This window comes from Mesorhizobium sp. BR115XR7A (genome assembly GCF_020165315.1).
In the GTDB taxonomy this organism is placed as follows: domain Bacteria; phylum Pseudomonadota; class Alphaproteobacteria; order Rhizobiales; family Rhizobiaceae; genus Mesorhizobium; species Mesorhizobium australicum.
Window position 1 is genome coordinate 55,440 of sequence record NZ_JAIUHW010000001.1, and the last position, 20,442, is coordinate 75,881.

Here is a 20,442-nt window from a genome sequence, read left to right on the forward strand (position 1 = left end):
TCTCTATGGGAAGGGCGCCGCGAGGCGCCCTTTTTCATTTGGATGGTGAACTTGACGGAAGGCTCAGACAGCCGAGCCGTAGAGATCGTAAGCGTCCGCGCGCTCGATTTTGACGGTGACGATGTCGCCGGCGCGCATCGGGCGGCGCGACTGGATGTGGACCGAACCATCGATCTCGGGCGCATCATATTTGGTGCGACCCTTTGCCGAAGTGCCGTGCGCCTCGTCGATCAGCACCGGCAGACGCTTGCCGACCTTCCTGGCCAGCTGCGCTGCCGAGATCTTCTGCTGGCGCTGCATGAAACGATGCCAGCGCGCTTCCTTGATCTCCTGCGGCACTTGCTCAAGCCCGAGCTCGTTGGAGCGGGCGCCTCTGACCGGCTCGTATTTGAAGCAGCCGGCGCGATCGATTTTCGCTTCATCCAGCCAATCGAGCAGCATCTCGAAGTCGTCATCCGTTTCGCCGGGGAAGCCGACGATGAAGGTCGAGCGGATGGCGAGATCCGGGCACACGTCGCGCCAGCCGCGAATGCGCTCCAGCGTCTTTTCGCCATGGGCGGGCCGGCGCATGTTCTTCAGCACCTGTGGCGAGGCATGCTGGAAGGGGATGTCCAGGTAGGGAAGGATTTTTCCTTCGGCCATCAGCGGGATGACGTCGGCGACGTGCGGATAGGGGTAGACATAATGCATGCGCACCCAGATGCCGAGCTTGCCCAATTCCTCCGAGAGATCGAGGAATTTCGCCCGCACTTCGCGGTCGCCGAACATGGACGTCTGGTACTTGATGTCGATGCCGTAGGCGCTGGTATCCTGCGAGATGACGAGCAGTTCCTTGACGCCGGCCTTGGCCAGTTTCTCGGCTTCGCGCAGCACATCGGCGGCCGGCCGCGAGACGAGATCGCCGCGCAGTGCCGGAATGATGCAGAAGGTGCAACGGTTGTTGCAGCCTTCCGAAATCTTCAAATAGGCATAATGGCGCGGCGTCAGCTTGACGCCTTGCGGCGGCAGCAGGTCGATGTAGGGATCGTGTGCGGGAGGGGCGGCCTCATGGACCGCGGCCATCACGCTCTCATAGGCCTGCGGGCCGGTGATCGCCAGCACGTTGGGGTGCTTCTCGCGGATCACGTCCGGCTCGGCGCCCAGACAGCCGGTGACGATGACCCTGCCGTTTTCCGACAGTGCCGAGCCAATGGCGTTGAGCGACTCGTCGCGGGCGGAGTCGAGAAAGCCACAGGTGTTGACGACAACGAGATCGGCGCCGTCATGCTTGCGGGCGATCTCGTAGCCCTCGGCCCGCAGACGCGTGATGATGCGCTCGGAATCGACAAGGGCTTTGGGACATCCGAGACTGACGAAGCTGACGCGTGGGGCGGACATGGGCAATTTTCCAATGGACGCGAACCGGAAACACCGATCCGGCCCGCAGTCTCAACATATGATGGCTTGCATGGCTCCTGGCAGGAGCTCAATTTGGGCGGCGCAATAGCACGGCTTCCTCAATCAGGCAAACGGAGCCCTGCGGCCCGACATTTGCGTCAGTGCCCGCTTGACCCGAACCAGGGTGACAGGAAGGCGAAATGATCGGGGAATTGCTGCACGGCTCCGTCCAGCAGCATCTTGACCGCGACATAGAGGATGATGACCAGGCCGATATAGGCAATCCAGCGGTATTTGTGCAGCAAGCGCGCGACGAATGACGCGGCAAAGCCCATCAAAGCGATCGACAGCGCCAGCCCGACAATCAGCACCGTCGGATGGTTCATAGCCGCTCCCGCGACGGCCAGAACATTGTCGAGCGACATCGAGACGTCGGCAATGACGATCTGCCAGGCGGCCTGCGAGAAGGTTTTGCTCGGCCCCTTGCCGCCAATGACGCCATCCTTGTCGAAGTCGCCGTTCGACAGCGCTTCGGTGGCGTCGCGCTCATCGTCGTGGCTGACACGCAATTCGCGCCACATCTTCCAGCAAACCCACAGCAAAAGCAGGCCGCCGCCGATAAGCAGCATGGGACCAATGGTCAGCAGCCATTGCGTGATCAGGGCGAAGAAAATGCGAAGAACGGTGGCCGCCGCGATGCCGACAAGAATGGCTCGCTGGCGCTGGCTGGCCGGCAGGCCGGCAGCGGCAAGGCCGATAACGATGGCATTGTCGCCCGCGAGCGCAAGGTCGATGGCGATGACCTGAAGGAGAGCCGAAAAGCCCGCGGCGGTAAATATTTCCATCGACCTGGAAGCCCTTCGTCGAGTGTTCGTCGTCGATCGTCCGAACGGGCCTAAAGGCATGGTCCGCTGGCGTCAAGTGCGGCAACGGGCAACGCTGGAAAACCATTTTCGTGGCGGTGGAATTGCGGGAGGTTCTCGACAGCCGCCGGCACAAGCCGGAGGCGGGCGCAAGCCCGCGAGAACCTAATCGTAGAGATTGTATTTCGCCCAGTCGGCTTCCGGAATCTCGTCCCCGATCCGATAGCGGAGCTGGAGAACTTCCATATGGTCCGGTCCCGTCTGGCATTTGAATTTCAGCCGGTACCATTGCCCCTTGCTGCGGAACGCCGCACCGGGACTCCGGATTGCGTCGGCGCTCATCTCCGGCGTCGCGAAGGCGTAAGCGACGACGCGGTCGGCCTTGAACTTGCGATCATCGTGGGTGATCCGGTCCAGGATTTCGGCATCGCAACGCTGTTCGAGGCGGGTTTGCGGATCAAGTTTCATCAGCCCGGCGCGCAAAGCGTTGTCCATCGCACTGGCCGGAAAGGCCAGCGTCAGGGACGCAATGGCCATCATGCAGAGTGTCTTCATGGGCGGGACAAGCAACATGTTTTGTCTGAAAAATCAACCAATAGCGGCGGTTCATGCTCGGCAAACCCCGGCATTCAGAGGTCCGGCGCAATCAAAATCTCGTGTCGGGCTTCATCGTGCGCGACCTGCGGCCAACGAACCAGCGAAGCTCGGCCGGCATCCGTGAGATCATAGAGACCACGCTCGACCCTTGCGAACCAGCCATAGACATTGTGCTGAAGAATCTTCGGCGCGATCGACGTCAAGGCTTTCAGATCGCGCGGCCGTTTGGGGCCGTCCGCAAGCGCGGCGGCGCAGGCGAGGGCGCTCTGCCGGTAGGCGGTCATGATCGGAGTGCGCGATCCGCCGCCAGCGACAGGATCGCCGCGGCGGCGCTGATGCTCATCGACAAGGCGAGAACGCCGTCGCGCATTTTTGCGCGGTGCCTGGGCGACCGGACTGAGAAGCACTTCGACCCTGTCATTGGCGGTCACCGCGAGCAGGCCGAAGCCAAGCCGACGGCAGAGATTGCGGAACCTGGCATCGCTTTCGCGCCCCTTGCCCCGCGCCGACATGCGCGCTGCCAGCCAAACTTCATCGCAAGCAGCCGCACGGTCGACGCCCTGCAGAACCAGTTCGAGATTGAACTGCAGCTTCAGCTCGCAGATGACGACGATCGGCGGCTCTCCCTCGCGCAGCGCGACGATGTCGCAACCGCCGATTTCCCCTTTCACGACGAAGTCGAGGTTTTCGAGGAAGCGCTTCACCGGCGCGTAGAGTGAGGTCTCGTTCATGCCTCGAGGCTTAGCCGATTCGCCATGAAAGGCCTCGGCACCGTGGCCCCGAACTCATCTGTCGACATGCTCGATGCCCGGCGTGTCCGGCAACCAGCCTGCTTCGACGCTCGGCGCTGCCCGTTTCGACGGCTTCCTGTGAGGCAAGAACGGATAGCCGAGCTGGCCGAAATAGCTGGAGGGGATGGGATCATCGACGCCGTATTTCTCGGGCAGCTTGTTGCCGGTGGCATTGTAGGTGCCGAATATCACGTCGAGGAACGGCAATTGGCCGGCGAAGTTCTTGTCGTAGGCTGTGCGCTGGTTGGCATGGTGCCAGCGATGGAACTGCGGGCTGGCGATCAACCACTTGAAGGGGCCGAACGCAATCCGCAGGTTTGAATGAACAAGCATCGTGTGGCCGAAGTAGATAAGCGAAAAGACGGCGAGTGAGGCGTCGGAGAAGCCAAGGAGGTAGATCGGCGTCAACGATATTGCCTTTGTGACGATCGCGTCGACCGGGTGGGAATGGAAAGCGCCGAGCCAGTCCAGCTCCTCAATGCCATGGTGTATCGCATGGAATTTCCAGAGAGCGGGGATTTTATGGAAGGCCCGATGCGCCCAATAGACGCCGATATCGGTGATCAGGATCATTTCCGCAACCTGCAGCCAGATGGGCTGGCCGCTGACGGCCCGCGTTGCCGATTGCGGGACAAGGATCGCGGCGGCTTCGAGGGTGCCGAGCGCCATCATGGCCATGGCTGCCTTTATGACGAAGGTGTTGAACAGCACATAAATCAGATCGACATCCAAGCCTTTGCGGAGGACCTTCTGCGGCTGCTCGGCAAACAGATGTTCGAACGGAATGAAGATCAGCGCACAGATCAAAAGCGCCTTGATGCCAAAGATGTCCATCTATCGCCCAGCCTGTCGCCGGCACGCCGCCAGCGCTTCAACTCCTCAGCAGAACCACATCTCCCTTTCCAAAGGCTGAAGGGATCTCCGATAATGCTTATGGCCGGCATGTGATCGCCACCGATGTCGCAAGACCGCGAGACGCGTACCGATCGTCCTTGCGAAGGGCGTACGCAGCCATCTGTCCTTGTGTCACATCGGTGTCGCAACCGCGCGATATCTGGACAATGCGCGCTTGTCGAACGCAGCGCAACGCGCGTCCTTCCAGGACTAACCCCTCCGGTCCCTGCCGGCGGGGTTTCTCATTTTCAGAACCATATTGTCGGTCGCGAGTTGTCCTTGCTATTGTGGCATTGCGGTCAGCAGGGACGCCCATCATGGATGCAAGCGAAATGAGTGCGATCGGCGATACCCTCATGAGGATCGTCACGCCCGAGATGTCTCCCAAGCAGCTCGTCAAGGCTGCCCGGAAAGCGCACCCCAAGGCCTCCAAGAAGGATATCGCCAGAGCAGCCTTCTTTTCGATCATCGCGAACGCCGACCGGGACATCGGCAAGGCCAGGAACCTGCAGGCGTTTGCCATCGCGGAGCGCACACAGCAGTCCGACTGAGCAAGGTGGCGACCTTCGCCTTTGTGCAACATGCGGGCGGCCCGGCGAGGAGGGGTGGGACGCCGCCGGGCCTGACCAGCGGTGTTGGGTTGGGATGATTACCCGCCAGCTTGACCGTTAATACGCCAGCTTCCAGAAACGGCATCATTCAAACGGCGGGAGACGGTCGGGTTGCACCAAGCGTCGGGGCCACCAGACGAACGCGCAGCGAAAAGCGACCGAGCCAAAAAATCTGGCTGACATGTCTCCGGCTAAAAGCCAAATAGCAAACGCCGATCGTTTGCCGGGCGGAGCGGTTGCGGCGGCTGTTGGGCTAACACGCTATCTCACGGTCCCGTCTCAGGGAACCAATCCGCTGCCGATCTGTTGTTTTGGCAGCGTGGAGATGTCCCCTCAACTCCTAGCCGAATGGCCCGCTGCGCTCCTCCCGGAGGCGGCGGGCTTTGCTTTGTTGGAACCCGAGCCCCCCGACTTTGTTTTGGTAGAGAACAGGAGGCGCATGTGGAGCCGAAGTCATCACGCGAACTGCCAGGTCCAGAACCCCGCAAGGACCGAGGAAGGGACACCCGAAAAGCGATTGCCAAAACACCTGACAAGGCCAATGATTGGGACCGTGATGCCGTGCATGGAGATGGCGACACGATCGACATTCAGCCTGAGCCGGGCGTGGAGTCGAAATAGCCGTCTACGGTTGGGTCGCCCCGCAACCAACTTCGCCGCCCATCGTTGACCTATGCTGGTTGATCCCAGCACTCCAGAACTTGCCCGCCGGTTCCCACCTGGCGGGCCTTTTGCTGGTGGGTTGAAAAATATGTGCCGGTCATGAAGGCTCGGAACTGGTCCGCTTCCCTGTTATCGGTTCGCCCCTTTGAACTGCCTCCTGCCCCGGCCGAAGGCTTTTTTGCACCCGCGCAGCTGGGAGGTGCCGCCATTGGAACCAGCCGGGAAACAACGCGGTCGGCACGGCGATAGTCCAGAGGGAACAAGCGATTGCTAACGCATAGCAGTTGGCCGTGCATCATCACAATGACGGACGACTTACCCCGCCACATGTGAAAGCTTCACAGGGCGTACGAGGGGAATGGCCGGTGAAGGATCAAATTGTCGGATCACTTCGGTACCATCCGAAGCCTAAATGCATCGCGTGGCTTCCAGCGTCAGCAACGCTGGAAGCCGAGCGAACGGAGCGAGACGCCAAGACCGCTGGCCTCAGGCGACTGAGGGCTTACTCGGAATGGCTCGTTCGCGACGATCTAGCCTCGATGCGCGATCAGGTAGACTGCTCGGCTCTTCTGTAGAGTGTCAGCCGGCTGTGGCACGGCCCACGCCTTGCGAGAGGGAGCTAGAGCAGGACTCGCTGCTATAGCGCTTCCCATTGCGGTTTGCCGTTTGCGGGCTGCCAGGGCGCTGGCGATGTCATCGAAGGCGGCGCATTCCATGCTCAGAGCATAAATCGAAACGGATTCGCTATCAGTCTCCTGTTTGTCACGCTGAGCGGACTGGCTCCGCCCGGCGGGCTTTTTTGGCTCCTATGACGTCCTGCGGTTTTTTGAACCGGGAGCGCTAGGTGGAATGGTGCGGAACGGTGGATGTCGTTCGTTCTAGTTGCAACAACTGCAGTAACGGTTGATTCAACCATTGCTGGTATTTATTCCATTGTATGGTGGCGGCTCCGACAGTGCGGCGGGGGCTGGGTTGCCGGAGCCGCCTGCGCAGTCCGGTTGGGATTTGACCGCGCTGTCTCAGAATAGGACAGCGCGGTCAATGATTCGTTAATCGTGACAGTTTCGCCGGTCGGGCGTCAGCAGTAATCTATAGCTTTCGACGATGGCAATGATCGCCTTGGACGCAATGGAACAATTCCGTGTGTCAGAGGCGGCCCGCCGGCTTGCGTTTCTCCAGTTTTATTGCGCTCTCGCCTCAACCCTCTCAAGGCACTGAACGGGAATATTAGGCCATGTCGCCTTGGCGCATTCCGATGCCGTAACGGCCACCACGGGCTCGCCTTGCACACTGGCCGCTTGGGTAGGCGTGGATGCAAGGAGGAATGTTTGCGTCAGGAGGGCTGACAAGGCTGCAACTTGAACCAGCACGGCGGCAAAGGCGATTTTCTTGAGCATATCGAGAGAACGCGGTGGATAGCTAGCGGTTCCCTATGCCCACCATGCCCAAAATCATCGTGAATGGTAACTGCGAGACGCTTTACGGCGCTTGCAGTCACCCCTTATCGGCTCTCAACTCGGTCGCCCCAGATGCCCGTCTCGAACTCGACCATGGCACCCGCGGATGATTTTGTGAAGATGTTGCGGCACCACCGCAGCCAAGCGGGCTGGGGATAGCGGTGGGGTCCCTATCTGATTCATAGACGTTATGGCGGAGGGAGTGGGATTCGAACCCACGGTGAACTTGCGCCCACGCCGGTTTTCAAGACCGGTGCCTTAAACCGCTCGGCCATCCCTCCAGCTACTGCCGGCCACTGCTCTAGTGTGCCCGGCAAAGGCCTGTCAACCGGCTTGCATGAACAGCTCGCTCGCCTGAGCCTAAGGGTTAGGACAGCCAGCGTCACAATCTTGCCCGGTTCCGGCCATAATCGGTTAATACCGTGATAAACAATTCCTGCGCACAAAGGATCGGGGTTCGAGGCGTCGTTGGCATTGTCGAGTGAGTGCTTTGGCTCCTCTGATGGTCGGATGCGACGTCTTCATGAGATTTAGGGGGCAATCAAGAATGCAGGCTGTGACGCACCCGCGTCTTTGTCGCGTTGCCACGGTTGCGTTGTTTGCAGCGTCTGCTGCATTGCTCGCCGCTTGCGCGTCGCAGCCCGAGCCGAAAGGGATGGTCTACAAGAAGACCCGCTCCAAGGAATATTTCGCCGAGACCGAATATGGGGTGAAGGCCAGTCCGCGCGCTGCCTTCATGCGGCGCGGCGGCGGTCGCGACCAGCTTGGCAAGCCCTATCAGGTGCGCGGCAAGTGGTATTATCCCAAGGAAGACAAGAAGTACGCCAAGGTGGGTCTGGCATCATGGTATGGCGACGCCTTCCATGGCCGGCTGACCGCCAATGGCGAAGTCTACGACATGGCGCATCTGACGGCGGCGCATCCGACCATGCCGCTGCCCAGCTATGCCCGCGTCACCAACCTCGAAACCGGCAGTTCGGTCATCGTGCGCGTCAATGACCGCGGCCCCTACCATGAGGGCCGCATCATCGACGTCTCGGAGCGAGCCGCGCAGATGCTGGACTACGACAAGGTCGGCACCGCGAAGGTGAAGGTCGAATATGTCGGCCGCGCGCCGCTCGACGGCAATGACGACCAGTACCTGATGGCCTCTTACCATCCAGGCAACCGCATACCGGACCCATCGGACGGCCTGCCGACCGGCGTCATGGTGGCCATGAACGGGCCTTCGCCGAGCCTTCCGGTCAGCGCGGCCGCCGTGCCGTTTCCAGGTCAGCTGACCGATGCCGCGGCACCGATGCAGGGACGGATGGCCGCGCAGCCGGCCTTCGGCGATCCGGCGCTGCCCGATTTTGGACCGATCGTGCCGGAACGGCCGCAGATCAGCCTGCCGCCGCAATCGCCGTTCGCCATGGCATCGCTGTCCTATGCGGATGAACGCGTCCATCGCGCGGATGTCTTTGCCGCTCTGGACGACAGCGGCATGTCGCCCGCAGACATCCTGCGGTCGTGGAAAAACACCGGCCGCCAAGCGGCGCCATCCAGTGCCGACCATGTCGCCGCCGGTACGTTCGACGACGCCACCGAAGCCACACGTGTGGCCTCGGCACTAAAGCCCTTCGGCAGAATAGAAATCCAGCGCTCCGATCTCGACGGCAATGACTGGTATGCGGTCAACCTCTATCCGGACGGCCATGGCGGTCTGGACGAGTTGCTGAAGGCGGCGTGGTCTCATGGCGCGCCCGACGCGCTGGTCGTGCGCGACTGATCCAGCGCCGGTTTGCGCCCGGCAGTTGATCCCTCACCGAAAAAGCCCGATAGTTTCGGGACGCCGGAGGGGCCGGCCAACGGGTCGATTTTCATGCAGTTTCGCTTGCTACAGCCTTTCGCCGTTTTTTTTCTCCTCAGCCTCCTGCTTACGCTTTCGCCGGCCCAAGCGCAGCTTTTCGAGACCAAGGCCGCGCAAGCCTTCATGATCGATGCCGATACCGGCACGGTGCTGTTTTCGAAAGATGCCGATAAACCCATTCCGCCGGCTTCGATGGCCAAGCTGATGACGATGGAAGTGGTTTTCAACGCCCTCAAATCCGGACGCCTCAAACTCGACGATACGTTCGTGGTCAGCGAAAACGCCTGGCGCAAAGGTGGCGCGCCGTCGGGAACCTCGACGATGTTCGCCAAGCTCAAATCGGCGATCCGGCTCGAGGACCTGATCCAGGGGGTGACCGTGCAGGCCGCTAATGACGGCTGTATCGTCATCGCCGAAGGCATGGCCGGATCCGAGGACAATTTTGCCGGAGAGATGACCGAACGTGCGCGCCAGATCGGCCTCAAGACGTCGACTTTCGTGAACTCCACTGGCCTGCCGGCCGACGGCCAACAGACAAACGTGCGCGAATTGGCGCAGCTCGCCCTGCATCTATGGCGCGAATACCCCGATTTCTACCGGTATTACGGGTTGAAGGATTTCACCTGGAACAAGATCTCGCAGAGGAACCGCAACCCGTTGCTGGCGATGGACATCGGCGCCGACGGCCTGGCTGTCGGCGCAAGCGAGACATCCGGTTTCGGCATCGTGGCTTCGGCCAGCCACAACGGCACGAGGGTGATCGCGGCGATGAGCGGGCTGGCAAATGACAAGGAGCGCGCAGAAGAGGCACGCAAACTGCTCGATTGGGGCGTTCGCTCGTTCGAGAAGACCGAAATCTTCGCCAAGGACGAGGTGGTCGGAGAGGCCCAGGTTTTTGGCGGCATGAAATCCGGCGTGACGCTCAAGGCAAAAGGTCCGATCGACATCTTCCTGCCGATCACCAACCGCGACAAGCTGACGGCCAGGATCATCTACACCGGCCCGGTCGCGGCACCGGTGGAGGAGGGGCAGCCGGTGGGCGCACTGCGCGTCTGGATCGGCGACACGCTGAGCCAGGAGACACCGTTGTTCGCCGCCGAGTCGATCAGCGTCGGCACGTTGCCGCAACGCGCTCTCGATGCCGTCAAGGAACTGGCGATCGGCTGGCTTCGATAGCGCCGACGGCATGGACGTTTTCCCGAACGCGGACTATCTACAGCCCAACAATCCACTCGAACACGAACAAAGGCCCTCGGTTGGCGCGCGGTTTTTTCATCACCTTCGAAGGCGGCGAAGGCGCAGGCAAGTCGACACAGATCGAGCGGCTGGCCACCAAGATGCGCGCCAAGAAGTATGATGTCGTACGGACACGCGAGCCGGGCGGCTCGCCGGGCGCCGAAGCGGTCAGGCATGTGCTGCTTTCGGGTGCCGCCGAACCGTTCGGGCCCAAGATGGAAGCGCTGCTCTTCGCAGCCGCGCGTTCCGACCACGTCGAGCAGGTCATCCGTCCGGCGGTCGAACGCGGCTCCATCGTGCTTTGTGACCGCTTCCTGGATTCCTCGCGTGTCTATCAGGGCGTTACGGGTGGGATCGACCCGGCATTCATGGCCATGCTGGAACAGGTCGCCATCAACGGCATGATGCCCGACATGACGCTGATCTTCGATATCGACCCGGCCGAGGGTTTGAAGCGCGCGGCATTGCGGCGTGGCAGCGATGCCACAGCCGACCGCTTCGAAAAAGAGACGCTGGCCATCCACCAGGCCCGCCGCGAAGCGTTCCTGGCGATCGCCGCGGCAGAGCCGGAACGCTGCATCATCGTCGATGCGTCCGCCGATCCGGACACGGTGGAGGATGTCGTCACGGCGACCGTGTTCGCGGCACTGGAGGCAAGGGCGTCCGAGCGCAACAGGCAGGTCGCACCCGTATGATCTTCGAACGCATCGCGCCGGAACAGCATGATACGCTGGACGGCGTGCCGGAACCCTCCGAAACACCGCGTCTGGTCGGACACGGGCAGGCCGTCACCATGCTTGCCGCCGCCTATCGTGCGGGAAAGCTGCCGCATGCGCTTATCTTCGCCGGTCCGGTCGGGATCGGCAAGGCGACGCTCGCCTTCCATCTCGCCCACCACCTTTTGAAGCATCCGGCCTTCGACCAGGCGCCTGGCAACCTAGCGGTTCCCGATCCGGCCTCGCCGCTGTTTCGCCAGATCGCAACCGGCGCGCATCCCGGCGTACTGCATCTGACCCGCCCGTTGAACGACAAGACCAAGAGTTTCAAGACCGTCGTCACCGTCGACGAAATCCGCAAGGTCAGCCGCTTTCTGTCGCTGACTTCGCATGACGGCAGCTACCGGGTGGTGATCGTCGATCCGGCCGACGACATGAATGCCAATGCGGCCAATGCCTTGCTGAAGAATCTCGAGGAACCACCGGCACGGACCCTGTTCATTCTCATCGTCCATGCACCCGGCAGTCTGCTGCCGACGATCCGCTCGCGCTGCCAGGTGGTGCGGCTGACACCGCTCGACGCCAACGAACTGATGGCGGTGCTGGAGACAGCGGAGCCGCCGCCGCCGGACGATCCGGCCGCGAGGGCTGCATTGGTCGAGCGGGCAGGGGGCAGCGCCCGCAACGCGATCCTGTTGACGCAGTATGGCGGGCTGGAGATCGCGCGGACGCTGGATGGACTGGTGGCGACGGGAAAGAGCGATATTGGCGGCGCCTATCGCCTGGCCGAGGCGGTCGCGGGCAAGGACCAGGCGATACAGTTCGACATCTTCAATCGCCGGGCGCTGGACCTTCTGTCGGATGCGGCAAGCCAGGCGGCGCGGGCTGGCGATCTCAAGCGGGCCAAAACGCTGTCGGACAGTTGGCATGAGGCGCTGGACGCTATATCTGAGACGGACACCTACAATCTCGATAAAAAGCAGCACGCCCTGACCATGATCGACCGCCTGAATTCTGCAATGCGAATGTGACGGGCCTTTTTTGGTGCATGCCGTTGCCCCTTAAACCGGGGCCACTTTTGGGCGGCATGCACTGGTCTCGGGATGGCAATCGCCATTCCGATGCGATATCCACCGCCACGGCCTCCATTCAGACATTCATGACGGTTCATTCATGTCACGCGACACATTCTACATCACGACCGCGATTTCCTATCCGAACGGCAAGCCGCATATCGGCCATGCCTACGAGCTGATCGCCACCGATGCTCTTGCCCGCTTCCAGCGGCTCGACGGCAAGCAGGTCTTCTTCCTTACCGGCACCGACGAGCACGGCATCAAGATGCTGCAGACAGCCAAGCGCGAAGGCATTTCTGCGCGCGAACTGGCCGATCGCAATTCAGCCGAGTTCAAGCGCATGGCGACCGCGCTCAACGCCTCCAACGACGATTTCATCCGCACCACGGAGGAGCGCCATTACGCTGCTTCGCAGGCGATCTGGAAGGCGATGGCCGCCAATGGCGACGTCTATAAGGGCGGCTATGCCGGCTGGTACTCGGTGCGCGACGAAGCCTATTACGGCGAGGAGGAGACCGAGGTCCGTCCCGACAATGTCCGCTACGGGCCGCAGGGAACGCCGGTCGAATGGGTCGAGGAAGAGAGCTACTTCTTCCGCCTGTCGGCCTATCAGGACAAGCTCGTCGCGATTTATGAAGGCCAGCCCGACTTCATAGGTCCGGCCGAGCGCCGCAACGAGGTGATGAGCTTCGTCAAGTCGGGACTGAAGGACCTGTCGATCTCGCGCACCACATTTGACTGGGGCGTGCCGGTACCCGGCGACGAAAAGCATGTCATGTATGTGTGGGTCGACGCGCTGACCAACTACATCACCGGCGTCGGCTATCCCGATGAAAAAGATGAGAAATGGAAGTTCTGGCCAGCCGATGCGCACATCATCGGCAAGGACATCGTGCGCTTCCACGCGGTTTATTGGCCGGCCTTCCTGATGTCGGCCGGCATCCCGCTGCCGAAGCGCGTCTTCGGCCACGGCTTTCTGTTCAACCGCGGCGAGAAGATGTCGAAATCGGTCGGCAACGTCATCGACCCGTTCACCATGATCGAGCATTATGGCCTCGACCAGGTACGCTACTTCTTCCTGCGCGAAGTGCCGTTCGGCCAGGACGGCAGCTACAGCCATGAAGCGATCGTCAATCGCACCAACGCCGATCTGGCCAACGGTCTCGGCAATCTGGCGCAGCGCTCGCTGTCGATGATCGCCAAGAATTGCGGCGGCGTGGTACCGAAGCGCGGCGACCTGGCGGAAGCCGACAAGGTGATCCTGGATCAAGCGATCGACGCTCTCGCCACCGCGCGCAAGGCAATGGCCGAACAGGGCATCCATCTGGCACTGGCGGCGATCTTCGGCGTGGTTGCGGAAGCCGACCGGTATTTCGCCGGACAGGAACCCTGGGCGCTCAAGAAAACCAATCCCGAGCGCATGGAAACGGTGCTGTGGACTACGGCCGAAGTGGTCCGGCGCGTGGCGGTTCTATGCCAGCCCTTCATTCCGGGCTCGGCCGGCAAGCTGCTCGACCTGCTGGCGGTGCCGGCGGACAATCGCGATTTCGTGCATGTCCACGCCGACCACGCGCTTGTTTCCGGGACGGCGCTGCCTGCGCCGGAGGGCGTGTTTCCGCGCTATGTCGAACAGACGGACGCGAACGCCTGATGCTCGTCGACAGCCATTGTCATCTGGACTTTCCGGACTTCGCCGAGGAGCGGGCGGCCATTGTCGCCCGCGCTAAGGCGGCCGGAATCGGCCGCATGGTGACGATCTCCACGCGCGTGAAGCGGTTTCAGCAAGTTCTTGAGATCGCGGAGACTTTCGACGAAGTCTATTGCTCGGTCGGCACTCACCCGCACAATGCCGCCGAGGAGCTCGACGTCACCACCGCCAACCTTGTCCGCCTGTCCACTCACCCAAAGGTGGTGGCGATCGGTGAAGCAGGTCTCGATTATTTCTACGACAAGGCACCGCGCGATGCGCAGGCGCAGGGTTTTCGCGCTCATATCGCCGCCGCCCGCGAGACCGGGCTGCCTCTCGTCATCCATTCACGCGATGCCGACGACGACATGGCCGCCATTCTCGAGGATGAGACAGGGAAGGGCGCCTTCCCGTTCATCCTGCATTGCTTTTCGTCGGGACGGCGGCTCGCCGAGGTCGGCGTGTCGTTAGGCGGCTATGTGTCGTTCTCGGGTATCCTGACCTTCAAGAAGTCCGTCGAATTGCGCGCCATCGCCGCCGATCTGCCGCGTGACCGGCTGCTGGTCGAGACCGACGCGCCATATCTGGCGCCGGTGCCGTTCCGCGGCAAGCGCAACGAGCCGGCTTACGTCGCGCAAACCGCCAAGGTGCTGGCCGAGACAATCGGCGTCAGCGAGGCTGAGATCGCGGCGGTGACGACCGATAATTTCTTTCGGCTGTTTGGAAAAATGCCTCGCCAGCAGGCGCTCGAGACATGAGCGACCGGCTGCGCCTGACAATTCTCGGCTGCGGGTCATCCCCAGGCACGCCGCGCATCACCGGCGACTGGGGCAATTGCGATCCCACCAATCCCAGGAACCGGCGCATGCGCACGGCGGCGCTTGTCGAGCGCATTGCCGCCAATGGCGGCCGCACCACGGTCGTCATCGACACCGGCCCCGATTTCCGCGAGCAGATGCTGATGGCTTCAGTTAGGCGCATCGACGGGGTGATCTACACGCATCCGCATGCCGACCACATCCACGGCATCGATGACCTGCGCGGCTATGTGCTGGAACAACGGCATCGCATCGGCATCCATGCCGACGAGCCGACCATGCAGCGGCTGCGCGAGGCGTTCGGCTATTGCTTCCAGACGCCGGCAGGCAGTTCCTATCCGCCGATCGTCGACGCCCACATCATCGATCATACCAGGCCGGTCGTGATTGAAGGAGAGGGGGGTGCCCTCACCTTCGAGCCGCTGCCCCAGATCCATGGCGACATCATTTCGCTGGGTTTCCGCATCGGTGGGCTCGCCTACTGTCCCGATGTCAGCGACTTTCCCAAGACCACCGCAGAACGGCTGCGAGGTCTCGACACGCTGGTCATTGACGCTTTGCAGTACAACACGCATCCAAGCCATCTTTCGCTTGGCCAGGCGCTCGACTGGATCAAGGCGCTTTCGCCTGGGAGCGCCGTGCTGACGCACATGCACGGGCCGCTCGATTACATCGCCGTGATGGCTGAGACGCCCGATAATGTCGAACCAGCCTATGATGGCATGGTGATCGAAATCCCATACGAGTCAAACCGGTAGAGGCTGCTGCTCAGTTGGCGTTTCAAGTCGTCGTTTGAACGCTCGACCATGGGTTCGAGGTCGTGAAGTGCCGGTGGCGCCCATTCATAATGTTTGCCGAGAGCGGTCGGAACCGCAGCAATTCCCCGGCCGCGCTACGTGCGTAGGTTCCATAATCTATCTTATGCGACTTTTATCACGGCGTAAAAAGCATCTCGAATCCATCTCACAGCCCTGCTTCACAGCCCGGGCTTCCGAAGCAGACCGGACCAAAAGCGTCTCAAACTCGCGAATGAAACTGGCGCACGCCGCTCCATGCCGCGGTATTCGATCCTGTCGCGACCGACCGCTTCGTCATTCCAGACCAATTCAAAGGCGATGCCTTTGAATCCGAGCTCGCCGATCTGACGCACGATAGTCTCTTGCAGATAGATATCGGATAGTCGCACGCCATCGGGCCGCTCCGGCAACTTGAATATCTCGGCCCCGCCGATGGCCTCCGGCCGAAGGACGAGATTTTCGATCATCATGATACCGCCATCGTCAAACCGGACGGTTCTTGAACGTTCTTCGTCCATCGCATCGACCACATTGGTGACGTTGAACAGCGATATGGGTTCGTCAGCACGAAGCGACAGGAAGTCACCATACGGTTCTAGAATCGGCCTTAGCAACTTCAACGCCGTGCTCCTCAGAATGAGCACGTGCTCGCCGAGCCAAGGAAAATCGGAATATAGCCGGGGTGTTCCATCTTCTTGCTCGCGCAGGAATTTCATCCGCGGCGGACGCCATCGCTTCTGGCCCAGGTCGCCGAGGCTCGCGAATAGCTGGTAGTCCTCGGCTTGTTGGGGAAGAACCCATTCCTGTCCCTCCACTACACGCGGACTATAGATTTTCACCCGACCTCCTGACCCGGCGCCGCCGACACCGGCACGTCGCTCGAGACATCGCGTCCGGTTTGGCGGACGCCCGTACCGAGCATATCATGCCAGATGACGCGGCGGCGGCGCGCGACGCTTTCCATGTGTTCCTACATCGCGACCGGTCGCATCAGGGCAGCCTCCGGTGGTCGAGCAGGATGCGGTGGATCTGGATTCGCTCCGGTAATTCGATCAGGAACTCCGGGTCGCGGTCGAGATGGTGGACCTTGGTTGGCTCACCCTTGGTGAAAGCCGTCATCGATTCGTGGTCGGGCCAGTACGAGATGGTGGTGAACCAGCTTTCCCCTTCGCGATCCTCGCGAAACAGCTGGACGCCCAGGGCGGTCTTCTCAAGCGGCGGAATACCTTCGGCTCTCAAATAGACTTCGTAAGCGTCGCCTACGTCAGCCCGGGTACGGCCGCGCCAGATGCGTGCGATGGTCGGCGTTGTCGTCATCGATCTTTCTCCTTTTGCACCTCTTCAAATCCTTGTGCTGAGCCATGGACGCGCGTCAGGAAGTCTCGCACCAGCGGAAGCGCGCTATCGAAATGGGTTTCCAGAAGCCAGTGGCCGGCGCCTTTCACTGCGCCGGCATGTAGCCATCTTCCGGTCCCCAGGCGATGAGAGTCGGCGGCTGTCTTTCGCGCAAATAGGCATAGCTGCCAGCGCAGCGCTATCTGCTGGCTGGTCCCGTTGCGCGTAGCGGCAGCGAGGCGTCGTAGGCGTTCCTAAAAATAGTCGAGCACCCCGCTGAAAGCAGTTGCTATTGCAATGACGTGGACGAGGCCAAGCGCCAACCAACCGGCGCGGCCGGCTTGAGCAACAAATGCCCCATAGGCAGGAAACTGTGCCACAGCCAACCCTAGGGAAAGGCTGGTAATCGTGTTGTCGGTCAAAAGAGTTGCCAACATGGGGATTGGATAGAGAATGCGGGCTAGCACATAGTCGCCATGCCCAGCTCCGGCCGAAAAGAGTGCCAGCAGGAAGGCAACGGGAGTAGCGCATAGGCCGAAAAGGAGACCTGCCTGCCATGAGAACTTTGGCAATGTCATTCCCTTCCCCATCAACCACATCTATGCGGATGCGTTCAGCCATAAGAACCGCGGCACTCGACAACAAAGATAGATCATGCGGATTTTCCTCGGCCGGTCCATTCGCTTTATCGCAGTTCCAGTAATCTGCAACGTTTACCCACTTTAGCAAGCTCAATGTCCCCGTCTCAGGGCCGCCTCCAGCTTGGAACCGACGGAACTTCTGGACGGCGATTCGGCAATGGAATTCGACCATCCCAGCAACTACGCTAGCTTCAATCCATCACGCCTCGGCTGGACTCAAAGGCTTATCAAGAATGACCACACGATCTTCCTTTCTCGGCTTGCCCGATCGCCTCGCCGATGACACGGCCCCCCGCGCGGTGATCTTCGGCGCCGGGCACGGCAGCACCTATCCCGGCAAGGACAGCAGCGGTCATGCCTTGGCCGCCGATGCCATCCGCGTTGCGAGCCAGGGTGATGCCGCGCTCGTCGAGCATTGGGATTTCGATCTCGGCGGCCCGCTGTTCGACGGCAAGCCGGTCTGCTGCGTCGACGCCGGCGACATCCTGACCATCATGCATGACAATGCCGGCAACCGCGCCCGGATCGAGGCGAAGACGCGCGAGGTCCTGTCCTTGCCGGCCGTGCCCATCCTGCTCGGCGGCGACGATTCCGTGGTCAGTCCCTTCCTCGCCGGCTTCGCGGATCACGGGCCTGTCTGGATCCTGCAGATCGACGCCCATATCGACTGGCGAGACGAGGTGCATGGCGAACGCCACGGCTACTCCAGCCCGATGCGCCGCGCGAGCGAGATGGCGCATGTCGCCGGCATGGTGCAGGTCGGACTGCGCAGCGTCGGCAGCGCACGCCTCACGGAAATCGAAGCGGCGCGGCGCTATGGCAGCCGTTTCGTCACCGCCCGCGAGGTCCACGCCCTGGGTGTCGAAGCGGCGCTCGGCCATATTCCGGAAGGCGCGCGAGTCGTCGTTACCCTCGACTGCGACAGTCTCGACCCCGGCATCATGCCGGGCGTGGCCGCGCGTACGCCCGGCGGCCTTACCTATACGCAGGTCATCGATCTCATCGCGGGCCTGGGCAAGCGAGCGAGGATTGCCGGATTCGATCTTGTGGAGCTCTATCCGCCAGCCGACATTGACGGCCTGTCGGCGCTCACCGCCGCGCGCCTTCTTGTCAATGTTATCGGCGCCCTGGTCAGGCAAGTCTGAGACCCGACCTGAGGTGGAATACGGCCCCGGTCCGCCTTTGCGCCCGCTTCATGGCTTACAGGAAACCTTTTACCGAGGCCCCTGCTCCAGGCTGATCCGGTAACTCAGCGAACGCTTCGCGCCCGGCGCGATCAGCATCAGGCCGGGCTTGTCGGTGAACTCGCCATCGAAATCCAACGGACTGGCAATGCCGTGCCAGGGCTCGATGCACAGGAACGGTGCGCCGCCGGGTTTGGACCAGATGCCCACTTCCTGAAATCCCTGCCATGAGACCTCGATCGCCGGACCGTCATCGGCGCCATAGCGAACGCTGTTGCTGGCCGGCCGGTCCAGGATCACAGCGTCGTCGTCAAACAGCCGTTCGGACAGCTCGATCACAGTGCCTTTGACCGGCGTCGGCTGCGGCGTTGCGATGAGCAGGCCATCCTTCAGCCGGCGGATCGGCGCTGGCTCTGCCTGGGCAAACGTCAGGCGATAGGCGTCCTTGGCCATATCGGGCAGAACCGGCCAGTTGAACGCCGGATGCGCCCCGATCGACGCCGGCATCGGTTCGTCGCCCGGGTTGGTAATCTCGAATTCTATGTCGAGTTGCGCCTCGCCCAGCGTATAGGTCACGGCCAGTCGAAATGGGAAAGGATAGTGCGTTCGGGTTTCCGCGTCGTCGGTGAGCACCAGCGTGCAGGATCGAGGCCCCCTCTCCGCCCACATAAAAGGCTTGTCGCGGGCGAAGCCGTGCTGCGTCATCGGATAGGTCTGGCCGCGATGGTGCAGGTGATCGCCCTTCAGCCGGCCGACGATCGGAAACAGCACCGGCGAATGGCGCCGCCAGGCCGGTCCAGCCTGCCACAGGAACTCAAATCCTCGTGCATCCCGCAGGGAAACCAACTCTGCGCCGTGGGCGATGATGGTTGCCGATATGCCATCGCCATGAAGCGTCAGACTGTCCTGTTCCATATGTCCTCGCGGTTCGTCCGGCGTGGCCGGCAGGCTAGCAAATGGCCGGGCGTGAACTCAAGGTGGCGGACGGCATTTGCATTTCACGCGATCGCGATGAACCTTGATGGTGGGCCAGGCGCCCCTTTCGAAAGAAGATGGCCGGAGGTTTCCCTCCGGCCAGCCAAGACTCAAAGCTGTTGCCTGCTACGGTCCGGACTATTCCCGCTCGCCGGTAAAATTCAGCAGCAGCTGGAAGATGTTGATGAAGTTCAGGTAGAGCGAGAAGGCACCGAAGACGGCGAGCTTCTGGCGCGACTCCGCATCGAAATTCTCCGCGTATTGCTCCTTGATCGTCTGCGTGTCCCAGGCCGTCAGGCCGATGAACACGGCGATGCCGATGACCGAGATGGCGAACTGCAGCGCGGTCGAGCCGAGGAAGATGTTGACGATGCTGGCGATCACCACGCCGATCAGGCCCATGATCAGGAAGGACGAGAACTGCGTCAGGTCGCGCCTTGTCGTGTAGCCGTAGAGGCTGGTGGCGCCGAACATGGTGGCGGCGATGAAGAAGGTGCGGGCGATGCTGGTGCCGGTGAAGACGAGGAACACCGAAGCCAGCGACAGGCCCATGACGGCACAGAAGGCCCAAAACATCGCCTGCGCGCTTGCCGCGGACATGGTCTGCATCTTGAACGAGAACAGGAGCACGAAGGCGAGCGGCGCCAGCATCACCACCCATTTCAGCGGGCTGGAAAAGATCGGCACATAAAGCGCCGGCGTCGACGACACCAGGAAGGCGACAAGGCCGGTAACCACCAGGCCAAGGCCCATATAATTGTAGACGCGCAGCATGTGCTGGCGCAGGCCCTCGTCATAGACGGCTCCAGTCCGGGCGCCTGTGCCCACGCGGTATCCAAGATTGGGCGTATTCATTCGAGGTCTCCTTTGTGGAT

19 protein-coding genes and 1 tRNA gene are annotated in these 20,442 nt (G+C 61.6%); 9 read left to right on the top strand and 11 right to left on the bottom strand.

Features of this window, described 5'->3' with window-relative positions; genetic code table 11:
• Window positions 1–63: 63 nt before the first annotated feature.
• The 5 genes from rimO to LB557_RS00335 all read right to left on the bottom strand — a co-directional run bounded on the left by rimO (window position 64) and on the right by LB557_RS00335 (window position 4,462).
• A complete protein-coding gene (gene rimO, locus LB557_RS00315; protein WP_015317892.1) occupies window positions 64–1,377 on the bottom strand; it encodes a 30S ribosomal protein S12 methylthiotransferase RimO in 1,314 nt (437 codons plus the stop codon).
• Between the two features lie 158 nt (window positions 1,378–1,535).
• Entirely contained in the window at window positions 1,536–2,222 is a 687-nt protein-coding gene (locus tag LB557_RS00320; RefSeq protein ID WP_023773709.1) for a TerC family protein, read from the bottom strand.
• Window positions 2,223–2,405: 183 nt separating this feature from the next.
• On the bottom strand, window positions 2,406–2,813 hold the full coding sequence (locus tag LB557_RS00325; RefSeq protein ID WP_041163455.1) for a DUF930 domain-containing protein: 408 nt from the start codon (window positions 2,811–2,813) through the stop codon (window positions 2,406–2,408).
• 56 nt (window positions 2,814–2,869) lie between these two features.
• Entirely contained in the window at window positions 2,870–3,568 is a 699-nt protein-coding gene (locus LB557_RS00330; RefSeq protein WP_015317895.1) for a DUF2161 domain-containing phosphodiesterase, read from the bottom strand.
• Window positions 3,569–3,622: 54 nt separating this feature from the next.
• Complete coding sequence (locus LB557_RS00335) at window positions 3,623–4,462, bottom strand: sterol desaturase family protein (protein WP_224643213.1); 840 nt, start codon at window positions 4,460–4,462, stop codon at window positions 3,623–3,625.
• Window positions 4,463–4,839: 377 nt separating this feature from the next.
• Between LB557_RS00335 and LB557_RS00340 the strand changes: the two genes are divergently transcribed.
• Window positions 4,840–5,073, top strand: a complete 234-nt coding sequence (locus tag LB557_RS00340; protein WP_224643214.1) for a hypothetical protein — start codon at window positions 4,840–4,842, stop codon at window positions 5,071–5,073.
• A 2,371-nt stretch (window positions 5,074–7,444) separates the two neighbouring features.
• On the opposite strand, the gene LB557_RS00345 is transcribed toward LB557_RS00340, so the two are convergent.
• Window positions 7,445–7,534, bottom strand: a tRNA-Ser gene (locus tag LB557_RS00345).
• Window positions 7,535–7,800: 266 nt separating this feature from the next.
• Between LB557_RS00345 and LB557_RS00350 the strand changes: the two genes are divergently transcribed.
• The 7 genes from LB557_RS00350 to LB557_RS00380 all read left to right on the top strand — a co-directional run bounded on the left by LB557_RS00350 (window position 7,801) and on the right by LB557_RS00380 (window position 15,393).
• Window positions 7,801–9,021, top strand: a complete 1,221-nt coding sequence (locus tag LB557_RS00350; protein ID WP_224643215.1) for a septal ring lytic transglycosylase RlpA family protein — start codon at window positions 7,801–7,803, stop codon at window positions 9,019–9,021.
• A 93-nt stretch (window positions 9,022–9,114) separates the two neighbouring features.
• Complete coding sequence (locus LB557_RS00355) at window positions 9,115–10,278, top strand: D-alanyl-D-alanine carboxypeptidase family protein (protein WP_015317899.1); 1,164 nt, start codon at window positions 9,115–9,117, stop codon at window positions 10,276–10,278.
• Window positions 10,279–10,358: 80 nt separating this feature from the next.
• On the top strand, window positions 10,359–11,033 hold the full coding sequence (gene tmk / locus LB557_RS00360) for a dTMP kinase (protein ID WP_140792874.1): 675 nt from the start codon (window positions 10,359–10,361) through the stop codon (window positions 11,031–11,033).
• Window positions 11,030–12,085, top strand: coding sequence for a DNA polymerase III subunit delta' (locus LB557_RS00365; RefSeq protein WP_140792876.1), 1,056 nt, complete (start codon window positions 11,030–11,032; stop codon window positions 12,083–12,085). Before tmk ends, LB557_RS00365 begins: the two co-directional genes overlap by 4 nt.
• 142 nt (window positions 12,086–12,227) lie before the next feature.
• Complete coding sequence (gene metG, locus LB557_RS00370; RefSeq protein WP_224643216.1) at window positions 12,228–13,781, top strand: methionine--tRNA ligase; 1,554 nt, start codon at window positions 12,228–12,230, stop codon at window positions 13,779–13,781.
• Window positions 13,781–14,575 (top strand): TatD family hydrolase, encoded by a 795-nt coding sequence (locus tag LB557_RS00375; protein ID WP_224643217.1) that lies wholly within the window; start codon window positions 13,781–13,783, stop codon window positions 14,573–14,575. The genes metG and LB557_RS00375 overlap by 1 nt, the downstream gene beginning before the upstream one ends.
• On the top strand, window positions 14,572–15,393 hold the full coding sequence (locus LB557_RS00380; protein ID WP_224643218.1) for an MBL fold metallo-hydrolase: 822 nt from the start codon (window positions 14,572–14,574) through the stop codon (window positions 15,391–15,393). The genes LB557_RS00375 and LB557_RS00380 overlap by 4 nt, the downstream gene beginning before the upstream one ends.
• A 218-nt stretch (window positions 15,394–15,611) precedes the next feature.
• Here LB557_RS00380 and LB557_RS00385 read toward each other — a convergent pair whose 3' ends face one another.
• From LB557_RS00385 to LB557_RS00400, 3 genes are all read right to left on the bottom strand, one after another.
• Window positions 15,612–16,271, bottom strand: coding sequence for an imm11 family protein (locus tag LB557_RS00385; protein ID WP_224643219.1), 660 nt, complete (start codon window positions 16,269–16,271; stop codon window positions 15,612–15,614).
• Window positions 16,272–16,422: 151 nt separating this feature from the next.
• Window positions 16,423–16,749 (bottom strand): hypothetical protein, encoded by a 327-nt coding sequence (locus tag LB557_RS00390; RefSeq protein ID WP_140717220.1) that lies wholly within the window; start codon window positions 16,747–16,749, stop codon window positions 16,423–16,425.
• 272 nt (window positions 16,750–17,021) lie between these two features.
• The gene (locus LB557_RS00400; RefSeq protein WP_140720482.1) at window positions 17,022–17,345 is read right to left on the bottom strand and encodes a hypothetical protein; all 324 of its coding nucleotides are present in this window, start codon (window positions 17,343–17,345) and stop codon (window positions 17,022–17,024) included.
• 296 nt (window positions 17,346–17,641) lie between these two features.
• On the opposite strand from LB557_RS00400, the gene LB557_RS00405 reads away from it, so the two are divergent.
• Window positions 17,642–18,553 carry an agmatinase gene (locus tag LB557_RS00405; protein WP_224643220.1) on the top strand — a complete coding sequence of 304 codons (912 nt, stop codon included), beginning with the start codon at window positions 17,642–17,644 and terminating at the stop codon, window positions 18,551–18,553.
• A 69-nt stretch (window positions 18,554–18,622) separates the two neighbouring features.
• On the opposite strand, the gene LB557_RS00410 is transcribed toward LB557_RS00405, so the two are convergent.
• Together LB557_RS00410 and LB557_RS00415 are read right to left on the bottom strand one after the other, a co-directional pair.
• Window positions 18,623–19,507 (bottom strand): aldose 1-epimerase family protein, encoded by an 885-nt coding sequence (locus tag LB557_RS00410; protein ID WP_224643221.1) that lies wholly within the window; start codon window positions 19,505–19,507, stop codon window positions 18,623–18,625.
• A gap of 198 nt (window positions 19,508–19,705) precedes the next feature.
• A complete protein-coding gene (locus tag LB557_RS00415; RefSeq protein WP_015317911.1) occupies window positions 19,706–20,422 on the bottom strand; it encodes a Bax inhibitor-1/YccA family protein in 717 nt (238 codons plus the stop codon).
• Between the last annotated feature and the right edge of the window lie 20 nt (window positions 20,423–20,442).

What these genes read in the sequence shown, in the direction of transcription:
- LB557_RS00410 (WP_224643221.1), bottom strand. Translation starts at nt 19,507, where the DNA reads ATGGAACAGGACAGTCTGACGCTTCATGGCGATGGCATATCGGCAACC.
- metG (WP_224643216.1), top strand. Translation starts at nt 12,228, where the DNA reads ATGTCACGCGACACATTCTACATCACGACCGCGATTTCCTATCCGAAC.
- LB557_RS00330 (WP_015317895.1), bottom strand. Translation starts at nt 3,568, where the DNA reads ATGAACGAGACCTCACTCTACGCGCCGGTGAAGCGCTTCCTCGAAAAC.
- LB557_RS00405 (WP_224643220.1), top strand. Translation starts at nt 17,642, where the DNA reads ATGACCACACGATCTTCCTTTCTCGGCTTGCCCGATCGCCTCGCCGAT.
- LB557_RS00400 (WP_140720482.1), bottom strand. Translation starts at nt 17,345, where the DNA reads ATGACATTGCCAAAGTTCTCATGGCAGGCAGGTCTCCTTTTCGGCCTA.
- LB557_RS00335 (WP_224643213.1), bottom strand. Translation starts at nt 4,462, where the DNA reads ATGGACATCTTTGGCATCAAGGCGCTTTTGATCTGTGCGCTGATCTTC.
- LB557_RS00365 (WP_140792876.1), top strand. Translation starts at nt 11,030, where the DNA reads ATGATCTTCGAACGCATCGCGCCGGAACAGCATGATACGCTGGACGGC.
- LB557_RS00320 (WP_023773709.1), bottom strand. Translation starts at nt 2,222, where the DNA reads ATGGAAATATTTACCGCCGCGGGCTTTTCGGCTCTCCTTCAGGTCATC.
- LB557_RS00355 (WP_015317899.1), top strand. Translation starts at nt 9,115, where the DNA reads ATGCAGTTTCGCTTGCTACAGCCTTTCGCCGTTTTTTTTCTCCTCAGC.
- LB557_RS00415 (WP_015317911.1), bottom strand. Translation starts at nt 20,422, where the DNA reads ATGAATACGCCCAATCTTGGATACCGCGTGGGCACAGGCGCCCGGACT.
- LB557_RS00380 (WP_224643218.1), top strand. Translation starts at nt 14,572, where the DNA reads ATGAGCGACCGGCTGCGCCTGACAATTCTCGGCTGCGGGTCATCCCCA.
- LB557_RS00375 (WP_224643217.1), top strand. Translation starts at nt 13,781, where the DNA reads ATGCTCGTCGACAGCCATTGTCATCTGGACTTTCCGGACTTCGCCGAG.
- LB557_RS00340 (WP_224643214.1), top strand. Translation starts at nt 4,840, where the DNA reads ATGGATGCAAGCGAAATGAGTGCGATCGGCGATACCCTCATGAGGATC.
- LB557_RS00390 (WP_140717220.1), bottom strand. Translation starts at nt 16,749, where the DNA reads ATGACGACAACGCCGACCATCGCACGCATCTGGCGCGGCCGTACCCGG.
- rimO (WP_015317892.1), bottom strand. Translation starts at nt 1,377, where the DNA reads ATGTCCGCCCCACGCGTCAGCTTCGTCAGTCTCGGATGTCCCAAAGCC.
- LB557_RS00325 (WP_041163455.1), bottom strand. Translation starts at nt 2,813, where the DNA reads ATGTTGCTTGTCCCGCCCATGAAGACACTCTGCATGATGGCCATTGCG.
- LB557_RS00350 (WP_224643215.1), top strand. Translation starts at nt 7,801, where the DNA reads ATGCAGGCTGTGACGCACCCGCGTCTTTGTCGCGTTGCCACGGTTGCG.